The sequence below is a fragment of the Roseovarius aestuarii genome, assembly GCF_019966515.1.
GTDB lineage: Bacteria > Pseudomonadota > Alphaproteobacteria > Rhodobacterales > Rhodobacteraceae > Roseovarius > Roseovarius aestuarii.
Map to the genome: position 1 here is coordinate 135062 of NZ_JAIMIB010000010.1, position 21215 is coordinate 156276.

The 21215-nt window shown below is 53.8% G+C and carries 22 protein-coding genes; 12 read left to right on the forward strand and 10 right to left on the reverse strand.

Features of this window, described 5'->3' with window-relative positions:
- Positions 1-8 precede the first annotated feature (8 nt).
- On the reverse strand, positions 9-824 hold the full coding sequence (gene exoK / locus LC334_RS13455; protein WP_085800811.1) for an endo-1,3-1,4-beta-glycanase ExoK: 816 nt from the start codon (positions 822-824) through the stop codon (positions 9-11).
- Positions 825-1176: 352 nt separating this feature from the next.
- On the opposite strand from exoK, the gene LC334_RS13460 reads away from it, so the two are divergent.
- On the forward strand, positions 1177-2481 hold the full coding sequence (locus tag LC334_RS13460) for a glycosyltransferase family 2 protein (protein ID WP_085800810.1): 1305 nt from the start codon (positions 1177-1179) through the stop codon (positions 2479-2481).
- 5 nt (positions 2482-2486) lie between these two features.
- Positions 2487-3482 (forward strand): glycosyltransferase family 2 protein, encoded by a 996-nt coding sequence (locus LC334_RS13465; protein WP_085800809.1) that lies wholly within the window; start codon positions 2487-2489, stop codon positions 3480-3482.
- Here the strand turns inward: LC334_RS13465 and LC334_RS13470 are convergent.
- The 4 genes from LC334_RS13470 to LC334_RS13485 are packed head-to-tail and all read right to left on the reverse strand — an operon-like array spanning position 3479 to position 7800.
- Positions 3479-3775: a hypothetical protein gene (locus tag LC334_RS13470; RefSeq protein WP_223412991.1), complete on the reverse strand. Its 297-nt coding sequence runs from the start codon at positions 3773-3775 to the stop codon at positions 3479-3481. The two genes, LC334_RS13465 and LC334_RS13470, sit on opposite strands and share 4 nt — an antisense overlap.
- Positions 3776-3816: 41 nt before the next feature.
- Complete coding sequence (locus LC334_RS13475; RefSeq protein ID WP_085800807.1) at positions 3817-5802, reverse strand: AAA family ATPase; 1986 nt, start codon at positions 5800-5802, stop codon at positions 3817-3819.
- 37 nt (positions 5803-5839) lie between these two features.
- On the reverse strand, positions 5840-6778 hold the full coding sequence (locus LC334_RS13480; protein ID WP_085800806.1) for a glycosyltransferase: 939 nt from the start codon (positions 6776-6778) through the stop codon (positions 5840-5842).
- Complete coding sequence (locus tag LC334_RS13485; protein ID WP_085800939.1) at positions 6775-7800, reverse strand: glycosyltransferase family 2 protein; 1026 nt, start codon at positions 7798-7800, stop codon at positions 6775-6777. Before LC334_RS13485 ends, LC334_RS13480 begins: the two co-directional genes overlap by 4 nt.
- Positions 7801-8246: 446 nt before the next feature.
- On the opposite strand from LC334_RS13485, the gene LC334_RS13490 reads away from it, so the two are divergent.
- Complete coding sequence (locus LC334_RS13490) at positions 8247-9101, forward strand: CgeB family protein (protein ID WP_223412992.1); 855 nt, start codon at positions 8247-8249, stop codon at positions 9099-9101.
- A gap of 593 nt (positions 9102-9694) precedes the next feature.
- On the opposite strand, the gene LC334_RS13495 is transcribed toward LC334_RS13490, so the two are convergent.
- Positions 9695-10402 (reverse strand): tetratricopeptide repeat protein, encoded by a 708-nt coding sequence (locus tag LC334_RS13495; RefSeq protein ID WP_085800804.1) that lies wholly within the window; start codon positions 10400-10402, stop codon positions 9695-9697.
- Between the two features lie 259 nt (positions 10403-10661).
- Between LC334_RS13495 and LC334_RS13500 the strand changes: the two genes are divergently transcribed.
- The 3 genes from LC334_RS13500 to LC334_RS13510 all read left to right on the forward strand — a co-directional run bounded on the left by LC334_RS13500 (position 10662) and on the right by LC334_RS13510 (position 12500).
- On the forward strand, positions 10662-11177 hold the full coding sequence (locus LC334_RS13500; protein WP_139836403.1) for a DUF2314 domain-containing protein: 516 nt from the start codon (positions 10662-10664) through the stop codon (positions 11175-11177).
- Between the two features lie 174 nt (positions 11178-11351).
- Positions 11352-11681 carry a hypothetical protein gene (locus tag LC334_RS13505; protein WP_085800802.1) on the forward strand — a complete coding sequence of 110 codons (330 nt, stop codon included), beginning with the start codon at positions 11352-11354 and terminating at the stop codon, positions 11679-11681.
- Positions 11682-11945: 264 nt separating this feature from the next.
- The gene (locus LC334_RS13510; RefSeq protein ID WP_139836402.1) at positions 11946-12500 is read left to right on the forward strand and encodes an ankyrin repeat domain-containing protein; all 555 of its coding nucleotides are present in this window, start codon (positions 11946-11948) and stop codon (positions 12498-12500) included.
- Between the two features lie 159 nt (positions 12501-12659).
- On the opposite strand, the gene LC334_RS13515 is transcribed toward LC334_RS13510, so the two are convergent.
- On the reverse strand, positions 12660-13583 hold the full coding sequence (locus LC334_RS13515) for a DMT family transporter (RefSeq protein ID WP_176237702.1): 924 nt from the start codon (positions 13581-13583) through the stop codon (positions 12660-12662).
- Between the two features lie 301 nt (positions 13584-13884).
- Between LC334_RS13515 and LC334_RS13520 the strand changes: the two genes are divergently transcribed.
- The 3 genes from LC334_RS13520 to LC334_RS13530 all read left to right on the forward strand — a co-directional run bounded on the left by LC334_RS13520 (position 13885) and on the right by LC334_RS13530 (position 15751).
- Complete coding sequence (locus LC334_RS13520) at positions 13885-14280, forward strand: SMI1/KNR4 family protein (protein WP_085800799.1); 396 nt, start codon at positions 13885-13887, stop codon at positions 14278-14280.
- Between the two features lie 283 nt (positions 14281-14563).
- Positions 14564-14989 (forward strand): hypothetical protein, encoded by a 426-nt coding sequence (locus tag LC334_RS13525; RefSeq protein WP_223412993.1) that lies wholly within the window; start codon positions 14564-14566, stop codon positions 14987-14989.
- Positions 14990-15397: 408 nt separating this feature from the next.
- Positions 15398-15751, forward strand: coding sequence for a hypothetical protein (locus LC334_RS13530; protein WP_085800797.1), 354 nt, complete (start codon positions 15398-15400; stop codon positions 15749-15751).
- A 160-nt stretch (positions 15752-15911) separates the two neighbouring features.
- Here the strand turns inward: LC334_RS13530 and LC334_RS13535 are convergent, their stop codons facing one another.
- Together LC334_RS13535 and gcvA are read right to left on the reverse strand one after the other, a co-directional pair.
- Complete coding sequence (locus LC334_RS13535; RefSeq protein ID WP_085800796.1) at positions 15912-16166, reverse strand: hypothetical protein; 255 nt, start codon at positions 16164-16166, stop codon at positions 15912-15914.
- A 92-nt stretch (positions 16167-16258) separates the two neighbouring features.
- Positions 16259-17191 (reverse strand): transcriptional regulator GcvA, encoded by a 933-nt coding sequence (gcvA, locus tag LC334_RS13540; RefSeq protein ID WP_085800795.1) that lies wholly within the window; start codon positions 17189-17191, stop codon positions 16259-16261.
- A 139-nt stretch (positions 17192-17330) separates the two neighbouring features.
- Here gcvA and LC334_RS13545 point away from each other — a divergent pair, with 139 nt between their 5' ends.
- Positions 17331-18191, forward strand: coding sequence for a DMT family transporter (locus LC334_RS13545; RefSeq protein WP_085800794.1), 861 nt, complete (start codon positions 17331-17333; stop codon positions 18189-18191).
- 231 nt (positions 18192-18422) lie between these two features.
- On the opposite strand, the gene LC334_RS13550 is transcribed toward LC334_RS13545, so the two are convergent.
- Complete coding sequence (locus LC334_RS13550; RefSeq protein WP_085800793.1) at positions 18423-18794, reverse strand: bleomycin resistance protein; 372 nt, start codon at positions 18792-18794, stop codon at positions 18423-18425.
- A 174-nt stretch (positions 18795-18968) separates the two neighbouring features.
- On the opposite strand from LC334_RS13550, the gene LC334_RS13555 reads away from it, so the two are divergent.
- On the forward strand, positions 18969-19142 hold the full coding sequence (locus LC334_RS13555) for a hypothetical protein (protein ID WP_176237701.1): 174 nt from the start codon (positions 18969-18971) through the stop codon (positions 19140-19142).
- 399 nt (positions 19143-19541) lie between these two features.
- A complete protein-coding gene (locus tag LC334_RS13560; RefSeq protein WP_085800792.1) occupies positions 19542-21152 on the forward strand; it encodes an ABC transporter substrate-binding protein in 1611 nt (536 codons plus the stop codon).
- Positions 21153-21215: the final 63 nt, after the last annotated feature.

Genomic DNA, 21215 nt, shown 5'->3' on the forward strand with positions numbered 1-21215 from the left:
AGAGGAGGCTATTGATCCAAGGTGCAGAGGATCGACTCTTTGAACTGACAGCCCTGGCCCAGTTTCGTGTAGGCGATCCAGTCGATGGTCATCTTGATGTCGCCCGCGGGCGGGTCGAAGTTTCCCATCCAGTCCGGGAACGAATTGCTGCCCCACAGGCTTGCATAGATTTTCTGTGCGTGCACAGGCAACGGGCTGCCCGGCTGACTTTCATGCACTTTGGCACCGTTGACATACCATTCGATACCGGCTTCGGACCAGATGAATGAATAGGTGATGAACGCCTGATCCGACGGATGCGGCAAATCCACCGGTTTGCCATTAGTCCCGGCGCCCGAAACATAGGTGTTCAGGCTGACCTTGCCGGTATCGCGGGTCAAAACCTCAAAGTCGATTTCATCGTGCGGTTTGCCGTGGTGGTTCCCTATATAGGTAAAAAAAGCCGCATTCAGGCCTGAACCGCCCTCAGTGCGAAAACGGGCTTCGAAAGTGCCATAGGAATAGGCGTGGCGCGACTGGATTTCGCCGCAGATATATTCCCGCTTAGCGGTTTTCCGTTTGCTGTAGACCAGCGTCAGCGTTCCGCCCTTTACGGTCAGCGCCTCATGCGACCATTCGCAGTTTTGCCAGTCGCCATTCACCCAGCCATCCGAAACACCCCAGAGCGTTTCGTCGAGCGTGTCGAACCCGTCAAAGAACGTCTCACCTCGTGGCACCTCCTCCGCCGGGGCGGGGTGTGCGAAGATGGCACCGATCGCAGCGGTAAAAGCGGCGCAAACACAATACATGGCAAAGCGTTGGACTGGCGCATTCAGAAGACGCATTTGCTAGCCTTTCCGGTCTGTTTCATCGTCGGCATCCTTGCCATCATGTGCATCTGAAACCCCTCGAAATGCAATCGCCGCACGGTTTTCGACCAAGGTCGGCATAACGCCGCCGGAATGGGTTGTCGGCGGTGGCAAAGGGTTTCCACCGGCCTCTAATCCGATACCCTGAATGTGAATAATCAGGGTAGGTTTGTTCCGTCTTGTACATGCGGCGGCGTGCCTCTTTCGTACCCCCATTCGTTTGTTGCCGACCCATCCAAACTGCAAGCTGCGGCGCCAGGGAAGGAGTTTGAAAACCAAGTGTTACAGACCGATTCCAGATATCCAATCTTCGACAGCCGGGGTATCGATGCTTGATCGCTCCCCGCCGCTTGTGTCGGTCATCATGGCGAATTTCAACGGCCAGGAGCATTTGGCGCGTGCAGTTCATTCAGTTCTGGCGCAGACGGTCACTGATGTCGAACTGTTGCTGGCCGATGACGCCTCGACCGATGCCAGCCTGCCGATTGCCGAACGGATCATGCGTCAGGATGATCGTCTTCGTATCCTACGCGGGCCCCGCAATTCAGGGCCTGCTGCGGCCCGTAACCGGGCACTGACCCATGCCTGCGGCGAATGGATTGCGGTTGTCGATTCAGATGACATCATCCATCCGGAGCGCCTTGAACGACTGATCGTCGCCGCCGAGACCGAGCGTACCGACGGGATCGCCGACGATCTGATCTTTTTCGGCAAAAGCCCGCAGCAGCATGGACAGGTATTGTCACAGACCCTGCTTCTCGACACGCCGGTCGACCTGACGCCCGGTGCGCTGCTCGATATGCCCACACTGGGCTATCTCAAACCGGTCCTGCGCCGTTCGGTGGTGGGTGAGCTTCGCTATCGCAAAGATATGCGCATCGGCGAGGATCATGATTTCTACATGCGCTATCTGCTTCGCGGGGGGCGTCTGCGCCTGATTGGCCAGTCCTACTATCTCTATCGCCGACACGGCAACTCGATCTCACACCGTCAGCACCCCGAGGATGTGACCGCGATGCTGAACGCACAGGACGATCTGGTCGCACAGTTTCCCGATATCCCGCTCGATCTGGCATCCAGGTTCAGCGCACGCCGCAACGAACTGGACCGGTCCCTGCAGTTCGAAAGGCTGGTCCGGGACATCAAGCAACAGAAATGGAGGGCAGTTCTGCACATGATCTGCAAAATACCGGCACTCCTTGCCCCGCTGTTACGAGCGATGCGTGAGCATTGGCAGAACCGTATCGGTCAAAAACAGGCCCCGCAGGACACAGCGCCCAGCGATGTTGTTCTTCAGACCGATGAGCAGATACGGGACAGGCCGCCCCAGGGTGCGATGCCGTTGACGATCCCGAAACACCCCGGTCAATGGGAGGCCGCTGACTGGGCGAAATTCATGGCGGCGCTTCCTGCAAGGGTCGACCGGGTTTTCGCGAAGGGGGCGCCCGGGCGTTTTGCCCTTGGCTATGTCCCGCAATGCAACGCCGCCATTCTGGAGGCAGAGGACAGCCTCTGGACCGATAGTTTCGAATTTGGTCCGGCTGATTTGCAATCCCGCAATCAACCCGGTGTGGCGCCCTTGTACACGGCGCCGACCCGAGGTGATCCGGTGCCCGGCAAAGAGACCGGGTAGCGGCCATGCAGGCGCGGCAGAGCAAATCACGCGTTCACATCCGTACACCGACCTACCGGCGGCCCGCGGCGCTGAAAAGATGCCTTGAAAGCATGATCGCCCAGACCTGGGAAAACTGGGTCTGCGATGTCTATGACGACGACCCGGAGGGCTCTGCGGCGACAGTCGTAAACGCCCTGTGCGACCCGCGCATCACCTGTCACCAGAATAAACCGCAACGGTTTGCATCAAAGAATATCGACCAGTGCTTCGGCCGCGCCAACCCGTGCGACGCAGACTATTTCTGCGTCGTGGAAGATGACAATTTTATCCTGCCGCGCTTTATCGAGGACAACATCCGGATATGCCGACAGCAGGGGGTTGAAATCGTCTTTCGCAACCAATTGGTCGAGTTTGAAAGCGGCAGCAAGGATGCGCATCTGAGCGCCGGGGGCATCCTGGATAACAAGCTGACCGAGGGTCGGATCAACGCCAGCCTCTTTCGAATGTCCTTGATAGCGGATATCGGCGTCTCGAACGGTGGTCTGTTCTGGTCTCGCCTCGCGGTTTCAGATCTGGAAATAAAGGTGCCCTGCAGCGCGACGCTTCAGGAATACATGCGAACTTTCGCGATCGACGAGCCCATCTATATCGCCCTCGAGCCACTCGCCGTCTGGGCCGAAAACGGGGACGATACATTGCGCGATCTCGGCTCCAAGGCCGGGTATCTGCGGAGTGAACTCAGTCTCAAGCGTTCGATCGGTGTGTTGCGGCGCGGGGCATGGGCTCGCGCCGCAGCCGAGGATCGTTCCCGTTTCCTGGATCATCCGGCTTTTGCCTACCCGGTGAACATGCGCGCCCGTGGGTTGGTCAAATCCCACATCACGTTCAATGTCGGCACTGCCCTTCGGTTTTCCGACAAATTGCGACTTGCGTTGCGCGGCGGGCTGACACGGCTGATGGGCCGGTCGGATCCGAACCTGCACGAGTTCATCTCGACCCGCAGCCGCCAACAGGTCTAGTCATCAGGGTCCGAGACCGCTTTGGCGCCAGGCGGGGACTCGGGATGGTTTGCCTGTGTCTTGTCGGATTCCTTGGTTTTGCCGGGAACATAAGCTGACAGGAAGACCAGCAGGAAATACCCAATCTGCAATGTGACCATCGTAATAACCATACGCAAAAGGATCACCCCAATGCCCGCACCGTTCACCCACGACCAGGTTCCTACAGCGACCACCGCTACCAGCAACAAGACGACAAAGACAGCCAAACGCAAATCATACACTCCAAGGCTTTCGCCGTCAGTGTATAACAACAGTTGCTGACTTGCGCGATAAATCCGGAATTACGGTGATCTCAGCGCGACGAAGCAAATCTGGGTGCATCTTCGACCGGTTCATCTGCGGGCGCAGCCAGGTGGCTCATCAGAAACCTCTCTGCATCGCCAGACCGTGCATATTTGCTCAGCTTGCCGATGATCACCCGGTTCAGCACGACTCCCAGAACCTTCTTGGCGAAGGCGGGTTCCTGGGCAAAGAACCGGCTGACCAAGCTGCGTGGCGTTTTGCCCCATGCGCAGACAAAGATGATCTTGTCCAGGCGGCTCAGCATTGCCTTGGCATCCGATACAGTGCCAAGCGACGGCAGGTCGATGACGATCACATCGTATTGTTTCCGCAACTCTTCGATCAGCAACGTCATGTTTTGCTGATAGAGAACGTCAACCGACGATGCCCGGCGCCGACCGGCGGCGCATGGCAACAGGTCCGGTCCGTTGCGGGGTAGCGCACACAAGGCTTCCGAGAGCGCGTTGCTGCCCCTCAGAACCTCGACAAGTCCCGGCCCGTCGGCTCGACCAAGTTCGATGCTCAGCGTCGCGTGGCGCAGATCGGCATCGATGAGCAGGACCCGTTCACCCAGTCGCCCGGCCATGTTGGCATAGTTCGCGGCAAATGTCGTCTTGCCTTCCCCGGGCAGCATCGAGGCTGCTGCGACGACGCGGCAGGTTTTCTGGCGCAGGTTATGTTCAAGCGTTGTGTGAATATTTCTCAGTGTTTCGCTGTAAAGCGATCCGGGGGCCAGAATCGACATGAAAAGATGCGGCGCCACAAGCGGCGATTGACCATGTTCTGTCTGACCGCCATTCGTCCTGTCCGGCTCGGTCTCCAGCATTGCATTCTCATCGAGAATCAGCGTGCCGCACTCCGGCCATGGTTCATCGACCAGATCTCTGAAATCCACATGAGGCAAATATCCCAGAAAGGTCTGGCCCGTGTATTCACTCACGTCTTCGCCCACCCGGAAGAACCGTTCACGCATTTCGCGCAGGACCGCGATCGCGAAACCGAACATCAACCCCAGCAGACCGGCGATCGAAATCAGCCGCCAAGCCTTTGGTAGCGCCGGGGTCTCAGGCACGATCGAGTGGGTCAGTATGCGACCGTTGCTGACCGGAAATGACCCTTGAATTGCGATTTGTTCATGGCGCTCGGAAATCGTCTTCTGAAGCGTGGCCAGCGTTGTCGCCCGTCGCGCCAATTCCCGCAATCCCTGCACGTTGCCGGGATCCGCGCGGCGCAGGGCCTCTGCCTCTTCAGCGACGGCCTTCGAACTGGCCTGCAACTCGACCATTCGGTTTCGCATCCATGTTGCAGTGCGCTCGCTGGATTTGAGATTGGCGTTCAGATGATCCTCCAGATAGGCTTCGGCATAGGTGTTCACGATCTGTGTGGACAGCTCCGGATCGAAACCCACAAAACTGATATCTACGGAAAAGCTACGCCCGACCCTTGCGATACGCACGTCGCGCTGCAGCCGAAAGGCCACCATCTCGATCTGCTTGGCCTCGATGTCTTCCGGTGATGCCGCGTCAATGATAGGCGTTGCTTCCTCGCGCCCGGGTATCAGCGCCGTGACGCGATCCGTTAGCTCCGTGATCGCCGATCGCGCGACCGAACTGGGCGGGGAAAGGAATTCCTCATTATGATGCAGCCCAAGTTTCCTGGTCACTTCTATGGCCAGTTGAAGCGACTGTAAAACCTCGATCTCGTTCAGAAGCGAGGTGTCGTTGCGCACGAAGGGAATGCTGGCGGTGATCTCTTCGGCCAATTCGCCCATCCGGTCGTCCACGAGTACCGTGGCAAAAGTGTAATATTGAGGCGGCGAGGTCAGGTAATGCAGCGCCCCCAGCACGAGGCCGGCGAAGGCACCAAGCAAGACCGGCTTGTACTGCCGCCGCAATGCGGATCTCAGGTCGCCCAATGTCGCCAGATCCTCTGCGTCCATATCTGACAGGTTCGCCTCGCGGGGGTCGTTTCGCACTCTGATACCAATCGTGTTCATCTGCCTGAAATTCCTTCGACCCCCGCTGCGCGGGCGCTCAGTTCACCCTGTCCAGACGGGCAGTGCCGTATTGCCGCAATGTTCGCTGCCCGATCAGACCGGCAACCACGCCGGCATGCAGCGCCGCGCGCAGGATCGCTTGATAGCGGCGCGTCTGGCTGAAACCACCCAGAACCGCCGCGCCGGCGCAATAGATGATCTTTGCCAGTGCCAGCCCTACGGGGACAGCCTTTGCGATGTTGCTCTTCCTGTCGCCAAGCAGCTGACCATGCGTCTGGCCCATGCGGTAACGCCGCCGCAAAAGCCACCCCGCGCTGGCCCGTTTTGGCGGCACGTTCTCGTGAACCAGTGCGCCTTCGGCAAACACGATCTGCCCGCCACCGGCGAACACTTCGGAAAAAAACTTGGTGTCCTCGCCACCGGACTGGCCAAGCGCCGGGTCAAAGCGCCGGGCCGATACCGCGGGATGGTGACGGTCGATCAGCACGTTGCAGGTATACCCCGTCCGAATCACGCCATTGACCCAAACCGGCCGGGTCGAGTGTACCGAAAGACACTGCATCCAGGCCGGTGCATCCAAACTGTAAAGCGCCGTGACGGGTCCCAGGACGGCCGCCGCACCCGTTGCCTTGATCTTGCGCAGCAGTTCCGAGATCCAGCCGGGCGTGACAACCTCGTCATCGTCGACAAAGGCGAGATAGCGCGCAGTGCTATTGTCCAGTCCGCCATTCCGAGCAATCGAGATATTGCCCTCCGGACAGTGGACATAGCGTAGTTTCAGATGGCACGATCGTGCACATTCCAAAACCATGTCCTTCGCATTTGGGTCCCGGTCATTATCGACCACCAGAATCGCCACCTCGGCGTCTGCGGGCAATCGAAGTTTCTGCAGCGAACGCAGGGTCTCCAGCAGGTGCGGTCTGCGATATGTGCAGACGCAGATGTCGATGCGGGGAAGCGGATCGGTTGGTCTCATGACGCGCGTTCCACCAGCAATGTCGGCAGACGGGAAATTACGCGCTGCCAGAACCCGAGCGACCATGAGAAATGCATGAGCATGGCCGAGATACCCGAAATCACCAGGTCCGGCTGGCGCGTGCGGATCACCATCGCAACACCCGCACCCAGGCAGGCGCTAACCCAGATCAGCGCCGGCACGGCAAAGGCAACGCTGAAACCAGACAACCCGGCCACAAGAACTGCGGGTAGCACCAGCACGACCTTGGCCTGCCGCAATCCCGGTATGATCCGGTGCTTTATCAGATTGCTGGCCCGGCCCTTGCCATGGTTGAAATATTGCCGGGCCAAGGCATGCAGCGTGTCGCGCGGGTAGTAGGTTACGACCGTCTTTGACGTGAGCCAGATCCTATAACCCGCCCTGCGCAGCCGGTAATCCAGTTCGGCATCTTCGTTATGCGTGAACGAGGGGTCATACCCACCGACCGCCCTGAAAGCGGCAAGCTTGATCAGCGCATGATGCCCGTGATCGACATAGCCGGCTAGCGGGTGCACCCGGTGCCTTGATCCGCCATTGCCAATGAATGAATTCTGGACCGTGGCATTGATGCGTTGAATGCGGTTGTTGCCCTGCGCCACCATGCCGACGACGATACAATCGGCATAGACGCTTCGCGCGTCCTGCAGCAGCAGGTCGCAGAAATCCTCGGGATAGCCGCAATGCGAATCGATGCGGATCAGGTGGGTGGCCATGTCTCCGAACCGTTCGACTGCCATGTTGATCCCGATACTCTGGATCCGTTGCGGATTGCGCATCAGATGGACGCGCGGGCAAAGATTTGCGTGTTTTGCCGCGATGTCGAACGTGCCATCGGTGCTGCCGCCGTCAACCACGACGATCCGGCCTCCGACCCTCGCGATTGTCCGGCGCAATTGCGCCAGCAATGTTCCGATATGCGCCGCTTCGTTCAGGCACGGTACAACGATGAGGGGCTCAGAAGCCCTTGCTTCATCCGGCGCGACCGGAACAGTGGTTTTCATCTCCATGTCGGACCGCTTTCGTGTAGAGAATATCGCAGTGCAAGGCGGGGCAAATTTGGTGAAACCAGTCGAAAATCAACGCAATGCCTGCGTTGAAATCTATCGCACGGATGCCGGTCGCGCACATGCAGGGCACGGCGGTCGGCTATAAATTGCCAGCCGCGCGCCACTTTCAATCGAACATTGTATTTCTGCCCGGAAAATCGGCATGTGAAGCTCGGCAGGCTTTTGCTCAGCCCTGTTTGTGTTGCCGGATTTTGGTGCGGAATGGCAGATTCCAGCCCACATATTCACGGTCATTCGCAACGACGGTCTGAGTCGTCGGGGCATTGTTTGTTCGATTGTTAGAGGCCTGAATGGGAAAAACCTATCTTGTTGTCCACAATGTCAGTTTCGGCTACGTGCGAAACGTCGTCCGATTTATTCATCGGGTTCTGCGCAACATAGTGGATGCCGATGCAGAGCTCCTGATAGTCGACGAGATCGACGCCGCGGGTCACGAAGAGGGTGCTCTGGTCTTTGTCATCGGCGAAAACTTCGCACGCCACATCCGGCGGCCGGGATGCCGGTATGTCTATCTGAACTTTTCGGTTGTCCTAGCTTTGGGTAACCCCCTGAACATAAGCCGGCCCGGCTGGAGCGCGATCCGCCGCAAGAACAGCATGCTGATGGAAAAGCTCGATCTTTATGATGTTCTTCTCGACTACTATCTGCCACAAACCTGTGTCCTTCAAAAAAGGTTGCGCCTGCCCGTCCTTCATTTTCCGGTTGCCGTGGATCCCGCCGACATTCCGGCGAAAACCCAACTCGACCTGCGGCGGTACGACGTCTGTTTCGTCGGCGGGTTGACCGAGCGGCGGCGCGAAATCGTAACCGCGCTGAGCGCCGGCGGCCTGCGTCTTTCCCCGCATCAAGGCGTGGTTTTCGAAGATGTCGTGGCGCAATCGCGATGCTGCCTGAACATCCATTCGCACAAATGCAATCATCTCGAGACCCCCCGGATCGTCGGGGCAATGGCCGCGGCAACACCGGTTGCAAGTGAACGCAGCTACGGCCTGCAAGACCTTATCGACCAGGATCTTCTTGTCACCTCCAGCATTTCAAGTCTCGCGTGGGCCACAATTGAATTATGCGATGACCGGACACGACTAAAAGCTCTCAGCGAAAGTTCTTTTGTTTGGTATCGGGATATCTATCTGCCGAAATGTTACAGCCATTGGATTAGTCTCGTTTTTCAGCTTTCCAAGCTGTTGAAAATGAGCATCCATGAGTCGGTCGGGTCAGATTTTTCGGATCGCTAGTCGATCGGGAGCAAGGTACACGATTGACTTGAACTCAACACGGGTTTGAAATGCTGCGCCGAGTGCCCAATGTCTGCTTCGAAAAAAGTGGATTAACTCTCGAATTAGTTTTCGGAAAACCTTGATACATCGGGCGGTAGCTTTGTCCGCAACAGTCATCAAGATTTCCGATATTGCTGCGCTCCGTAGGAATGTCAGCTTTCGGGAAGTTGGCCAGCGGGAACTGCGATCTATCGAACGTCGGCAAAGGGCCGTTGCCATTTCCACGAAGAACATTTGTTCCGTAACCTGACTGCTCCCTTTAGGATCGAAACAGATTATATAGGATTAAGACCATGGGACGTCTTGAAACCATTCGGGCCGGGGCAACTTGGAAAGATATCCACCAAGGCCAATTGCTACACTTTGGGCTCATTGTACTTCTCGTCTCTGGCGCCTTTTCTCTACCTTCGCCAACAACTAAATTACAAATTCTAGAAGTCTGAATGTAAGGGGGATCTCGTTTCTTCATTGGGAAGATTTGACGGCGGCCCGCAAGGTTCACCTCGGGCCGTCAGCAGGATGGTCACAATCGTTTCATCCAATTAGCGCCCTCAATACCCACAATTGGCATAGTCACGGGCCAAACACTCATCGGCCAATTCTAGAGCCATGGATATTTCTTTTTCCGTCAAGTTGTTAGCAACGAGCCCCTTAGACATCGACGCGGCAATTCCTCCACCATTGTTGTGCGCGATGTGAAGCCACATGTAGGCCAGTACATCATCCTCGGAGACACCTTTACCTTTGTCATACGCAATACCCAGATTTACCTGACCCGAGCTATCCCCCTGTTCAGCCGCCGTCCGATACCAACGAACAGCCGCTTCAGCATCCTTTGGAACACCAAGCCCTTTGGCAAAAAGGGCAGCCAGATTGTTTTGGGCCTTAGCATTACCCTGTTCAGCTGCCTGCTTATAAAATGTCGCAGCTTCCGCAAAATCTTGTGCAACTCCGAAGCCACCCCGATATATATTCCCGAGAGAAAGTTGGGCATCAACGCTACCCAGAGCAGCGGCACTGCTGTGCCATTTCAACATTTCCTCGAAACTTGAAGGAACGCCATTTCCGTTGAAGTACATCAGCCCCAAATTGTATTGCGCTATTTCGTTTCCTTGTTCAGCTAAAGGTACCAGTTCGCCCAAAGCAACAGCGTAGTCACCTGATCGATAGGCCTCCAACCCTTTTTGAAGATCCTGAGCTGAAAGGGATGAGACCAATGAAACGAGAACGGCAGACAATACCAAAGTTGTTTTTTTCATAAGCAGACTGGAATTCTGTAAAGCCGCTTTGTCAACTTCGAATTTACGGATCTGGCACTCTCATATCACCCTAGCAAATGGATTTCTGAATGGACCAACATCGTCCAATTTGTCGCTCAACGGTGCAATCCAAATGACGATGAAGACCAATTTTAGGGATATGAGTTCAAGTATCATTGTCATTGATATGTGCTGATATGTGAATTTTAAGGGCCTAGGATGTTCGCAAATCTCCATCACCCTAAGGAAAGGGCCTCAATTGGAAGCTTTTTGGAAAATGCTCTTTATGGCACTGCTCATGCTTCCGCTCAGTGCCCAACTCACCCAAGCGGATGACCCGACTGTTCTATTTGTTGATGATGATCCTGAACTAAATGTTGCCATTCAAGAGGCTCGGCGTGACTTGGATACTTTCCTGAAGTACGCCAGAAAATCTAAATTGCCGCACGCTTACAATGTTCGGATCACCTTGCACTCCTCAAAAGATGACACTGTAGAATATCTGTGGGTATTCGCTCCGAAGCGCAAATTTGGCATCGAAGAAGTCTATGTCGCTAACATCAATGAACAACCCAAACTCCGAGAACATCGGGTGTTCTCAAATATGATCGAGTTTCACTACAATCAAATCACGGATTGGGCCGTCGTTAAGAACGGACAGAACTTTGGGAATTACTCGGGGCGCATATTTACAATGAGAGATCCCAAATATGCAAAGCACTTCGACGTGTATTATTCCAAGAACCCAGTGCCCGGATCTGGTGATTGGCCCTAAAAATCAATGTCAATGCGACTACATTATTTGGCTCCGACAGCTCCGAAGACTGTAACCATTTGCTGATGGACTGTTGAGGTCAAATATCTTGATCTTTTTGGATGCTTGGGTGAAGCGAATCTAGCACACATTGGCGAACTCAAGTTATCAACTGACGCGAGGAATTCAGTTAGCATGGACGCTTCAAACGAAGATTGGATAATCGATGCGGGAGACGTGGTAATCCAAAAACGCGTTAAGGATGGACGGGATTCTCTCCAGCCGCTCGATAAGCTTATCTACTGCTTGTGGGTGGCGGATTATGGGATGAGGAATGCTGGAGATTTGTCGGCTGCAGAAGACGTATACCCGCCTTTTCAAGACGAGGCGGAACAGCTGGCGAAAGGCCTAAATCTACCGCTGACTCATTCCGCTTTTAGCCTTTCTAGCGCTGAACTTGAACGGCAGTATTTTGAACTGTTTGAGGGCGTTTGTGACGAAATTCGCGCATCACAAGGGAAATGAAAGTGCGGTGGCCAGCCGCGTGCTGGATTTAGCTCTGAACGTCAATGCGATTGAGGCTAATACTCATGCTTAGCTCGGAGCTGACATTGACAAGGTTCCTAGTTGATGCAGATCTTCGCTCACAATGTCAGATGACCCCAATTGAGCGGGTGTACCCGGGCGAGGGTCTATGAAGTCCGCACCGCAGCCATTGCGGTGATTGACGTATCGACTACTGTTTGGATGCCTAGTTGGAAATCAGCTATTAAGTGGTAGAGGAACGAAATGCGTCAATTACTAACAATTCTTTCAATTATCGGATTGTGCGGCGGATCGGCAGCGCAGATGCCAACTACGCCCGATCAATTGGAACAGTTTTTTAAGTTTGTCCAATTGGGTGACACCACAAATGTCCAGCAAATGCTCGAAGCTAATCCTAGTTTGGCAATCGAAGCAGACAGGTTCGAATTTCAAGCAATACATGTTTTGGACTACAATGGTTTTGACGAAGTACTGGCGCTTCTTTTGCATTATGGGGCTGACATTAATGCCCAAAGCGGTGACGGCAGCACTCTGCTTCATATCTTGATCGATGCTGAATTTTTGCCGCTTGTTCTCGAGGCAGGAGCAGATCTTGAACTGAAAGACGGATCGGGATTCACACCATTACTTGCACAAATTTCCAGACCAGATTCCAGGGACATGGTACTTGCTCTTTTGGCCGCAGGTTCAAACCCGAATGTGAAGGACAATTGGGCTCGTTCTGCACTCTCCCACGCCCAAGAGACAGGGGATGAAAGTTTGATAAATATACTTGTCGACGCAGGCGCTGTAGAATAGGAAATCGACTTCCACATCGCTCCGCTTCGGATTGCTCTAGCATCAATTAATGCTGCACTCCGCATGAAGGACCGGTTTCGTAGGAATGGCCAATCGATCAATGCTGTGGCCGAATGTCAGTTATAGGTCGCCCTTTGATGGGAAGAAAGTCAGTTAGCATCAAAGCGGTGGCTGGATGCCGCGTTTCCGGCGTTTTCGGTTGTTGACGAGTTCCAGTCCGGCGCGCACCGTCACTGAGCTTATCACGATGGCGCCGCCAGCAATCGTCGCCTTTGTTGGAGTTTCGGCAATGAAAAGCCAGACCCAGACCGGACCAAGGGCAAATTCCAGCAGCATGAATAGCGTCAGCTCGGCGCCGCCAAGATGTTTCGAGGCGGCGATGAACAGCGCGTTCGCCAGCCCCGACAGGATGCCACCTAGTAGAAAGCAAAGCATTATGTCGCGCAGCGGGATCGCCAGATCGCCCCAACGCAGTACCAGCGCGATCACGATGATGGTGCTGCCCGACACAATCAACGCAGGCAGCATCTCGATCCCGCGGTGGCGACGCACGATGATCGCATAGCACGAGAAACAGAGCGCCGTCAGCAGCCCCATCAGGTTGCCATAAAGCGAGCCCGCGCCGATCCCGCCCGAAACCATCACCCCAATCCCGACGGCGGCGGCGCACATTGCCATCACGGTTGCGCGCATCAGTCTCTCGCCCAGGAAAACCCGGGCAAGCGCGGCAGTGAAGAACGGGATCGCGCTCAGCATGAAAAGCGTGTTTGCGACAGTGGTGCTTGTGATCGATTGCAGAAAGCAAATGCCCGCGCCAGCCAGCATTAATCCGGCCAGAAGACCGGGTCGCCCGATGCCGCGCGTGCGGGCCATTGTAGAGCGGCCGTGGCGCAATGCCATGATGGTTACGACCATGACCACCAGCGCAATCGAGCGGTAGAAATTGATCTGCCAGACATCGGCTGCCTCGATCGCGCGGATCACCAGACCGCCAAAGCTGATGCCGACAGAGCTAACGATCATAAGCCCCATCGCCCAGGCGCGTCGCGAAGCGTGCGGCAAGGTTTCTGACAGGGCAGTCATCGGCGGACACGCCGCCGGTATCGGGTCGTTTGCAGGAACATTACCCTCTCGCGGTAGCACAATACCAAATCCCTGACATGAAGGCCTGCGACGGGACATGTCGGTTTCGGATTGTTCCCTGTCATCGCTGGGGCTGCCCGCAAAGGGGCTTGCGCAGCCGATCGTGTCGTCGTCATCGGAAATGGGTCAACATAGGAAAGTTCGTGAAATTAAATCCGCCTGGTTCATACGCGCTTGAGCGAAATACCCCTCGACGCTACGTAGCTATGCACCGTGGAACGATAACAGGGAGGATCCAAAAGTGAAAAGTCGGGCAGAGTCGCGCTGGAATGTCAAACTGCCTGAAGAGATAGAGGCAATAGGCAGTATCGAACCCAGCCAGGGTGTCGTAACTGAAGCTGGTCCTATTCACCTACCGTGGCCGCCGCTTTCATTTGATGAAATCGCGCGGACAAAGGAAACAGCGCAAGATTGGCAGTTGAATAGGAATTATGTGCCAATTATGGGAGATATGCACGATCTGGTGTGCTTGGATTACTCTCTGTCTAAAGAACCTGAAGTCGTAGTCGTGAGTGACGATAGAAATGAGCTAGCGCGCTTCACTTCACTAAGGCACTTTTTGGATTCATTAACGGATATGGCTGACGAGTCCCACTGCATGAAAATTGTAGCAGATAAATCGTGGCTGGATTTCTAGTGCAATCATCTTGGGAAATGATCGAGCTTTTGCCTTATGCGCAACGCCATCGGAATGGATGCGCAAAAAAATCTGATCTGAGGAGAAGTGGTGGGGTAGGGTACATAACCACAGGTCCAAGTTCTGCGAATGACCGCACCGAGCCCACTTTGCGCGTGGACATGTACAGAGACAAAAAATACACATCCCTAAATATGGAAGCTAGCACACGGTTAAGATTTTGAGCCTCATTGAAACGTCTAGACTGTTTGGCATTTTGGGAAAGCTAATAGATTCCGATGAAGTGAATGAGCTTCTGCGAACACATCCCACCTTTCAAATTGAGAGGCCGGAATCTGGCACGCAATACGTAATTTCAAGAGATGAAGGCGTTGATTTGCTTTTCCGACCAGACGATGGGGCTCAGGGTGGGAACACTAAACATTTGAGAAAGTGCCAAAGCATTTTCCTTTATGCGCAGGGCCACGATGACCACGAGCAATTTGCTGGGGACTTGCCACTTGGCTTTAAGTTTAGTTACCCGCGTTTGGAGTTATTGGAGCGATGCGCCCCTCAGAGAACGTGGAAAATTGGGCTGGGTGAGGTTGATGTAGGTTTCCCGAATCCAAGCCACGACCGATGGGAATTTGAAGGTAAATTGCTTTCGGCCCACTACAGCAAAAACAACGGCGCAGTTATGTATTTTGTCATCCGTCAAATAGAGCAGTAACCCTCAATTTAGCCGAGTTTTGTAAACTCAGGATGAGGGGCGTCTCTTGTCAAAGCCCATTTAGTTCCACATTTCAGTGGTCTGATTGCTGAACGCTTAGCGCCCACCAGCGCCCGAGACCATCATCCCGATGGAAACCAGGCCAATCATGCACTAACAATCAGGCTGGACCCGTCAAAAAGGGCTGCCCATGAATGTTTAGCAGCGATTGCATGACTTCGCCAAGCCGCTTAACTTGGAGTAAAATCCCTCGCAGATTCAAGCAGAGGTTTTTCATTGTTGTTAGAAATGGACTCCTCTTACATGAGACAGCTTCGTATACCTAATTTTGTAATTTGTATCTTTTGCGCAATCTGTTTGTCAGGTCATGCACGCGCTAGTAACCCAGACCTCCAGCCCCTATCCGAGATGCTCAAAGGTGAGGTTGAAATCGCGACGTGGTATGAAGTCTTTAAGCGCTGTTCAGCTTTGCATATAGCAATGCAGAAAGATACGAGGAATCTTGGATTAAGCGAGGCAGACGAGGCGAAAATACGAAAGCGCTATCAGAAAGACATTTCCTTGTGGCGCGAGCAAACGGGCAAGATTTCTGTAAAGGCCAAGTCAAAAGACAGCGAAGAACAAATCAGCCAATCCATTTTTGAGCTTTCGGAGACTTATCTTAAACTCTTCGAACAAAACCGCAGCGAAATGGGCAAGTCTTTGAATGGGCTCGCAGCCGAAGATTTTACATATTGTCTTCAACTGCAGAGTCGCTGGTGACAAATTTTCCGAATGTGGTGGCTATCCCAATTTTCTGCCAAAAATTTAGTCTTTCCAAGCTGGATTTGGCAAAATGGCTAGTGTTCGAGATTCCAATTTCAATATCACACTGAAGCTAGCAACGAGAGATTGACCTGATGTCAATCACAGATGAGCTTCGTTACTTGTCGGCCTCAAGCCGTGCCTGAATTTTGTCGAGTGCTTCACAAAGCTCAGCTTCACTAGGTTTGCCGCCGTATTCCGCCTCTACCTCCGCCTTATGACGGGCCATTTTGCCGGCCTTTTCAGGATGATCCTGAACATAGATAAAGAGCGCATCAGTCTTTTGCTGAATCTGTTCATTTGTGCATCCCTGCGCGCTGGACTGAGTGGAAAATCCAATACTTGCAACAGCTGCAAAAACAATAAACCTCATGATCTTACCCTTGGTACCATGTCGCGGAAATTCAGTTGTATCGGACTATTACCAACGTGTCTCATCCGTGGTCAATGATCTTGATCGATATGTTAAGTCGCGGGCTTCCAATCCAGATCGTAGCGTTGTTGTGATTGGTAGGCTTCGGCGCTGATCCAGTCGAAGAATGCAGCAATCCGGGGGCGCGATTGCGCCCCTGTCGGGCAAACCAGATAATAGGCGGATTCTGATGGGCAATGCACATCAAACAGGCGCGTAAGACTTGCCACACTCAAACTGCCATCCAAATGTGCACTGCGGGCCAGCGCGATGCCCTGACCGGTGGTCGCTGCCTGCAAAGCCATATTGGTGTTCGGAAATCGGGGTCCTTCGTCAAGTGGCAGATCCGGAACTCCCGCAGCGGCAAGCCAGGTTTTCCATTGCGAACTCATGACACCGTCATGCACTTGCAGCAAAGGGTAACGTATCAGTTCGGCCGGATTCGACGGTGGGCCCAGTCGGTTCAATAGCTCGGCGCTGCAAACGGGAAAGACATTTTCACGCAACAAGAGGCGGCTATGCAGCCCAGGGTAATCGCCATGGCCAAATCTGACACCCAAATCAATATCCTCGGCCTTGAAATTGACATGACCATCCTTTGTCGAAATCCACACATCGATCTCGGGGTGACGTTCATTGAAATCGCTGAGACGCGGGACCAGCCATGTCAGCGCGAAGGATTCAAGCGTGCTTACCTTGAGAGGACCTCGTAGGTTTTCAGCGCGTAGATCATCCAATGTTGCCGAAAGCCGAGTGAAAAAGTCCCCTGCGACCGGTGCCAGCGCGGCCCCCCCTCTGGTTAATCTCAGGGGTCGTGTACCGCGTTCAAAAAGCTCGACCCCCCACTGCCGCTCCAAATTGCGTATCTGGTGACTGATCGCGCTCTGAGTAACGTTTAGTTCAGCGGCGGCGCGGGTAAAGCTACGGTGACGAGATGCGGCTTCTAAGGCACGCAGAGCTGCTAGTGGCGGAAGGTGATTGACCATGGAAAACCCAGGAGAGACATGAGCATTTATTCATACTATGCATGACAAAGTTTCTTTTGTAATCCCTCGTAATTCAAATAAATTGGCGTCTATTACATTAAATTGGCTCATTAACTATTTTTGAGGAACTGGCTGAGCCATGGATTTGAGCATTGTCTTTCTGGTACTTGCGTCCGCAACGCTCCACCCGATCTGGAACCTGCTTGTCAAAAAGAATTCGGACCCACAGCTAGGGTTTATCCTTCTAATGGCCACAACCGCGCTCTGCGCTCTGGCTCACGGTGTGATCGTTGGCGTGGATTTTTCCTCAGTGTTCACGGTGCTGCCGGTCATTGCATTGTCCGTAATTGGCCAGATGATCTATGGAACCTGCCTGACCGCAACCTTGCAGCGGGGAGATCTTTCAACCTACTATCCAATCATCCGCGCCTCGCCGATTTTTGTCGTCATCGCCAGCGTTCTGCTGTTCGGGACGTATTATTCACCTCTCGCTCTGCTTGGTATCGGCATGGTGATGTTAGGGGGCTTTCTTCTTCAATACCGGCGCGGCAGCCGGTTTTTTGACGACCCATTCACTCTATTTCTTGCTGTGTTGGCCATGTGTGGCACCGGCATTTATTCGCTCGCAGATGCGCATCTCAGCCAGCGGATTGCACCCCAGGTATTGATGTTCACGGTCGATATTCTGGTCTTGCCTTTTTACCTGATCCTGTGGCGGCGTAAGCGCGCAAATGTAACTCTGCGGATCGAAAGGCTGCAATGGCTTTCGCTGATCAGCATAATGCTGCCAGGCTTGATCTGCTACGTCTCCTACTATCTGATCCTGGTCGCTTACCAACTCGGTGGGGACGTTGCTGTGGTGACCGCGCTACGTCAGGCATCGATTCCTATTTCGGTCGCGCTAGGGGGATTGTATTTGCGCGAAGGTGCGATGGGACGACGCTTCGCAGCAGCAACCCTTCTGGCTTTTGGGATAGTTGTGATTTCAATGTATGGATAATCCAAGTCAGCTAAATTTTCCGTGACGGGTTTCGCCGTTATATTCCATTTCACGCGCCCTTTAGAAAGTTGTCGTTAAAGGCGGGTAAATAGGCAAGAAACCCACAGAGAATGAACGAGACGCGGCCGTATACCAGGTCGAACTCAAGCGATGGTTTCTGCACGGCCAATGAGCAACGGTTGGGCTTGAACTTCTTGCCGAGCGCGTTCCAAGCTATAAGCCGAATGACGATTACTCTTCGTCTACGATATGACCCATGCGAAGCAAGTTGCCATCAGGATCAACGATTTCCAGCTCGCAAACGCCCCAAGGCTTGTTTTCGGCTTTTGCGAAACGCGGAATGCCCTCGGTGCGTAGATTCAGTGGGCCAAAACTTTCTGAAAGGTCCATTGCATCTTCGACACGGACAAAAGCACCATGTTCGGAGGCCTCGGAATCATGCTGAGGGTGATTAAAAAAGTGAATCTCAACGTTGTCACGAACGAGGATCAAGTAACCCTCGGCGTCGAATCTGGCGACCTCTCTGAAACTCAACAGATCATAAAATGCAGATGTCGCGTCGAAATCTCGGCTGGGTAGAATCGGGCATACACTGTTCAGCATTTTGTTATCTCCTGATGTCTTGATGCTTTGATGTAGTCGAGACGGGGTTGCATCAATCCTCCTCTTTTCTAGTGACTCAATGGGTTAAAACTGCGGGCGTTGGCTTCAAGAAAGGCGCAACTACGCGCGGCAACATTCAGACATTTTCGCGAATTTAGGGGATTGATCGGCACTATGTTGGAAGATGTACACTTCGCGTACAAATTTCAATCTGGCAACGGCAATTTTGTCCGCAAGCCACCCGAGCAGCAGGGCAAAACAGAAGGCCTCTTTTTCCAGTTACTAGTCGTTGGTACGGTTGCTGCAAACGGCAGCAAAGTCACCATCCAAGCGGATAAAACGGGTTGAGAATCCGATTGAAAGCGACCGCTGGACTGCCATGCTCATCCCGAGGCCCAAGGTGCTCGCGCAGCGCACGTATCCAGGGGTGCATTTTGGAAAGCGCGAGAACAGCAAAAAACTTTGAGAGCTGCGGCTATTGCACCACGAGCGAAGACGGTTTGAACCTTGAAAAGGCTTAGTAGTTCTCCTCGGTTCATAAACTATGGGGCTCAGAGCAATCATCTGACAGTTTTGGTCGGTCGGCTTTGATGTCGGATTCAGTTGCCGTCAATGTCGCAACAGAGATCACACTTCGAGACCACTACTGCTAAGGTTGTCAGTGAGCCTCTTAGCGCAACCCTAGTCGCCAATTCCCCCTGGCTCGGGAGTAATTTCCGACACATTTAATAGAACGGTAAGGAAGCTATGTCCAAAATTACAAATCCCCTTTTGTTCCACCGACTGGCAACCGCTGCGCGCAGCGGAAGCGTATCCCGTCGTTCATTCATGCATTATTCGTTGGCTGCAGGTATGACCGCATCTGCAGCCACAGGCCTTTGGACAACGTCAGCTAACGCAGCGCCGTTGCGCGGTGGCACATTCAGAGTCGGTATGCATGACGGCAACTCGTCTGATACTCATGATCCTGGAACATACGTGTCCAGACAACAGATTTATCTGGCGCATCAATACCGTTCATATCTCACATTGATTGAACCCGATGGAACCCTTGGCCCTGATCTTGCCTCTAGCTGGTCGGCCAACAGCGATGCTACTATATGGACATTTGAGCTTAATCCCAACGCCTCGTTCCATAGTGGCAAAGCCGTAACGGCAAACGATGTCATTGCCACACTGAACCATCACCGCGGCGAAGACTCAACATCAGCGGCAAGATCTCTGCTGACATCTGTCACTGATGTCGACGCCGAGGGAGACCACACAGTCAAGATTACCATGAACAGTGGCAACGCAGATCTTCCCTGGCTGATGACGGACTACCATCTGGCGATTTGCCCCGCCAACGATGATGGATCATTGAACTGGCAATCAGGTGATGGCTCCGGGCCCTACAAAATTGACGAAGGCGAATGGGGCGTCGGCTGGACGCTTAGTCGTCACGAGGGCTGGCATCTTGAAGGTGCATACTTCGACGCGGTTGAAATGCTGGTTCTGAATGACCCCAACGCCCGTCAGACCGCCTTGATCACGGGGGATGTCGATGCGATCTCGTTGATCGACCTGAAGACATCCGCACTGATGCAACGTAACCCGGATCTCGTCGTTGAGAATGTACCCTCTGCCGCAGCAATCACGATGCCGATGCATTGCGACACCGCACCCTTTGACAATGCCGATGTACGCAAGGCGCTCAAGCTTTCAATTGACCGCAATGAAATCATCGAGAAAATTGGGTTCGGCGCAGCGACGATTGGTAACGATTTCCATCATTCTCCTGCACAACCGTACTGGCCAGATGATATTCCTCAGCGTGAGTATGATCCTGAACAGGCAAAGTCGCTGCTCCAGAAAGCAGGTGCAGAAGGCCTCACTGTAAACATCTCGACTGCGGAAAGCCTGTTTTCGGGCGCTGTGGATATGTGCGTACTCTACGCCGAACAGGCTAAGAAGGCCGGAATTTCCGTCAACGTCGTTCGCGAACCCAACGACGGCTACTATTCCGACGTCTGGTTGAAAAAGCCATTTCTTGCCGTTTCCTGGGGTGCGCGACCGACACCTGACGTTATGTACACGCTGGCCTACAAAGACGATGCTGCCTGGAACGAGAGCAAGTGGCAAAACGAGCGGTTCAACAAACTTCTGCTACAAGCGAAGTCGGAACTTAATGATTCCCTGCGTGGCGAAATGTACCGTGAAATGGCCATGCTGGCACGTGACGACGGTGGTACAATTATCCCGATGTTTAACAATTTTGTCTATGCGCGCCGGGCAAATGTCATGCGTGGCGAGGGCCTAGCTGCCAGTTGGGAACTCGACGGCGCCCGCGCTCCCAGCCGCTGGTGGTTCAAAGCATAGTCTATCAAGATACGAGACCGGCCCGGTATTTAATCGGGCCGCGTCATTCGACCAAGCCTAGCT

Bases quoted from the DNA above. Each gene is read 5' to 3' on its own strand.
- LC334_RS13485 (WP_085800939.1), bottom strand. From the start codon at position 7,800: ATGAAAACCACTGTTCCGGTCGCGCCGGATGAAGCAAGGGCTTCTGAG.
- LC334_RS13555 (WP_176237701.1), top strand. From the start codon at position 18,969: ATGTTGGAAGATGTACACTTCGCGTACAAATTTCAATCTGGCAACGGC.
- LC334_RS13530 (WP_085800797.1), top strand. From the start codon at position 15,398: ATGCTCAAAGGTGAGGTTGAAATCGCGACGTGGTATGAAGTCTTTAAG.
- LC334_RS13505 (WP_085800802.1), top strand. From the start codon at position 11,352: ATGGACGCTTCAAACGAAGATTGGATAATCGATGCGGGAGACGTGGTA.
- LC334_RS13535 (WP_085800796.1), bottom strand. From the start codon at position 16,166: ATGAGGTTTATTGTTTTTGCAGCTGTTGCAAGTATTGGATTTTCCACT.
- LC334_RS13475 (WP_085800807.1), bottom strand. From the start codon at position 5,802: ATGAACACGATTGGTATCAGAGTGCGAAACGACCCCCGCGAGGCGAAC.
- LC334_RS13480 (WP_085800806.1), bottom strand. From the start codon at position 6,778: ATGAGACCAACCGATCCGCTTCCCCGCATCGACATCTGCGTCTGCACA.
- exoK (WP_085800811.1), bottom strand. From the start codon at position 824: ATGCGTCTTCTGAATGCGCCAGTCCAACGCTTTGCCATGTATTGTGTT.
- LC334_RS13545 (WP_085800794.1), top strand. From the start codon at position 17,331: ATGGATTTGAGCATTGTCTTTCTGGTACTTGCGTCCGCAACGCTCCAC.
- LC334_RS13460 (WP_085800810.1), top strand. From the start codon at position 1,177: ATGCTTGATCGCTCCCCGCCGCTTGTGTCGGTCATCATGGCGAATTTC.
- gcvA (WP_085800795.1), bottom strand. From the start codon at position 17,191: ATGGTCAATCACCTTCCGCCACTAGCAGCTCTGCGTGCCTTAGAAGCC.
- LC334_RS13560 (WP_085800792.1), top strand. From the start codon at position 19,542: ATGTCCAAAATTACAAATCCCCTTTTGTTCCACCGACTGGCAACCGCT.
- LC334_RS13495 (WP_085800804.1), bottom strand. From the start codon at position 10,402: ATGAAAAAAACAACTTTGGTATTGTCTGCCGTTCTCGTTTCATTGGTC.
- LC334_RS13515 (WP_176237702.1), bottom strand. From the start codon at position 13,583: ATGACTGCCCTGTCAGAAACCTTGCCGCACGCTTCGCGACGCGCCTGG.
- LC334_RS13465 (WP_085800809.1), top strand. From the start codon at position 2,487: ATGCAGGCGCGGCAGAGCAAATCACGCGTTCACATCCGTACACCGACC.
- LC334_RS13510 (WP_139836402.1), top strand. From the start codon at position 11,946: ATGCGTCAATTACTAACAATTCTTTCAATTATCGGATTGTGCGGCGGA.
- LC334_RS13550 (WP_085800793.1), bottom strand. From the start codon at position 18,794: ATGCTGAACAGTGTATGCCCGATTCTACCCAGCCGAGATTTCGACGCG.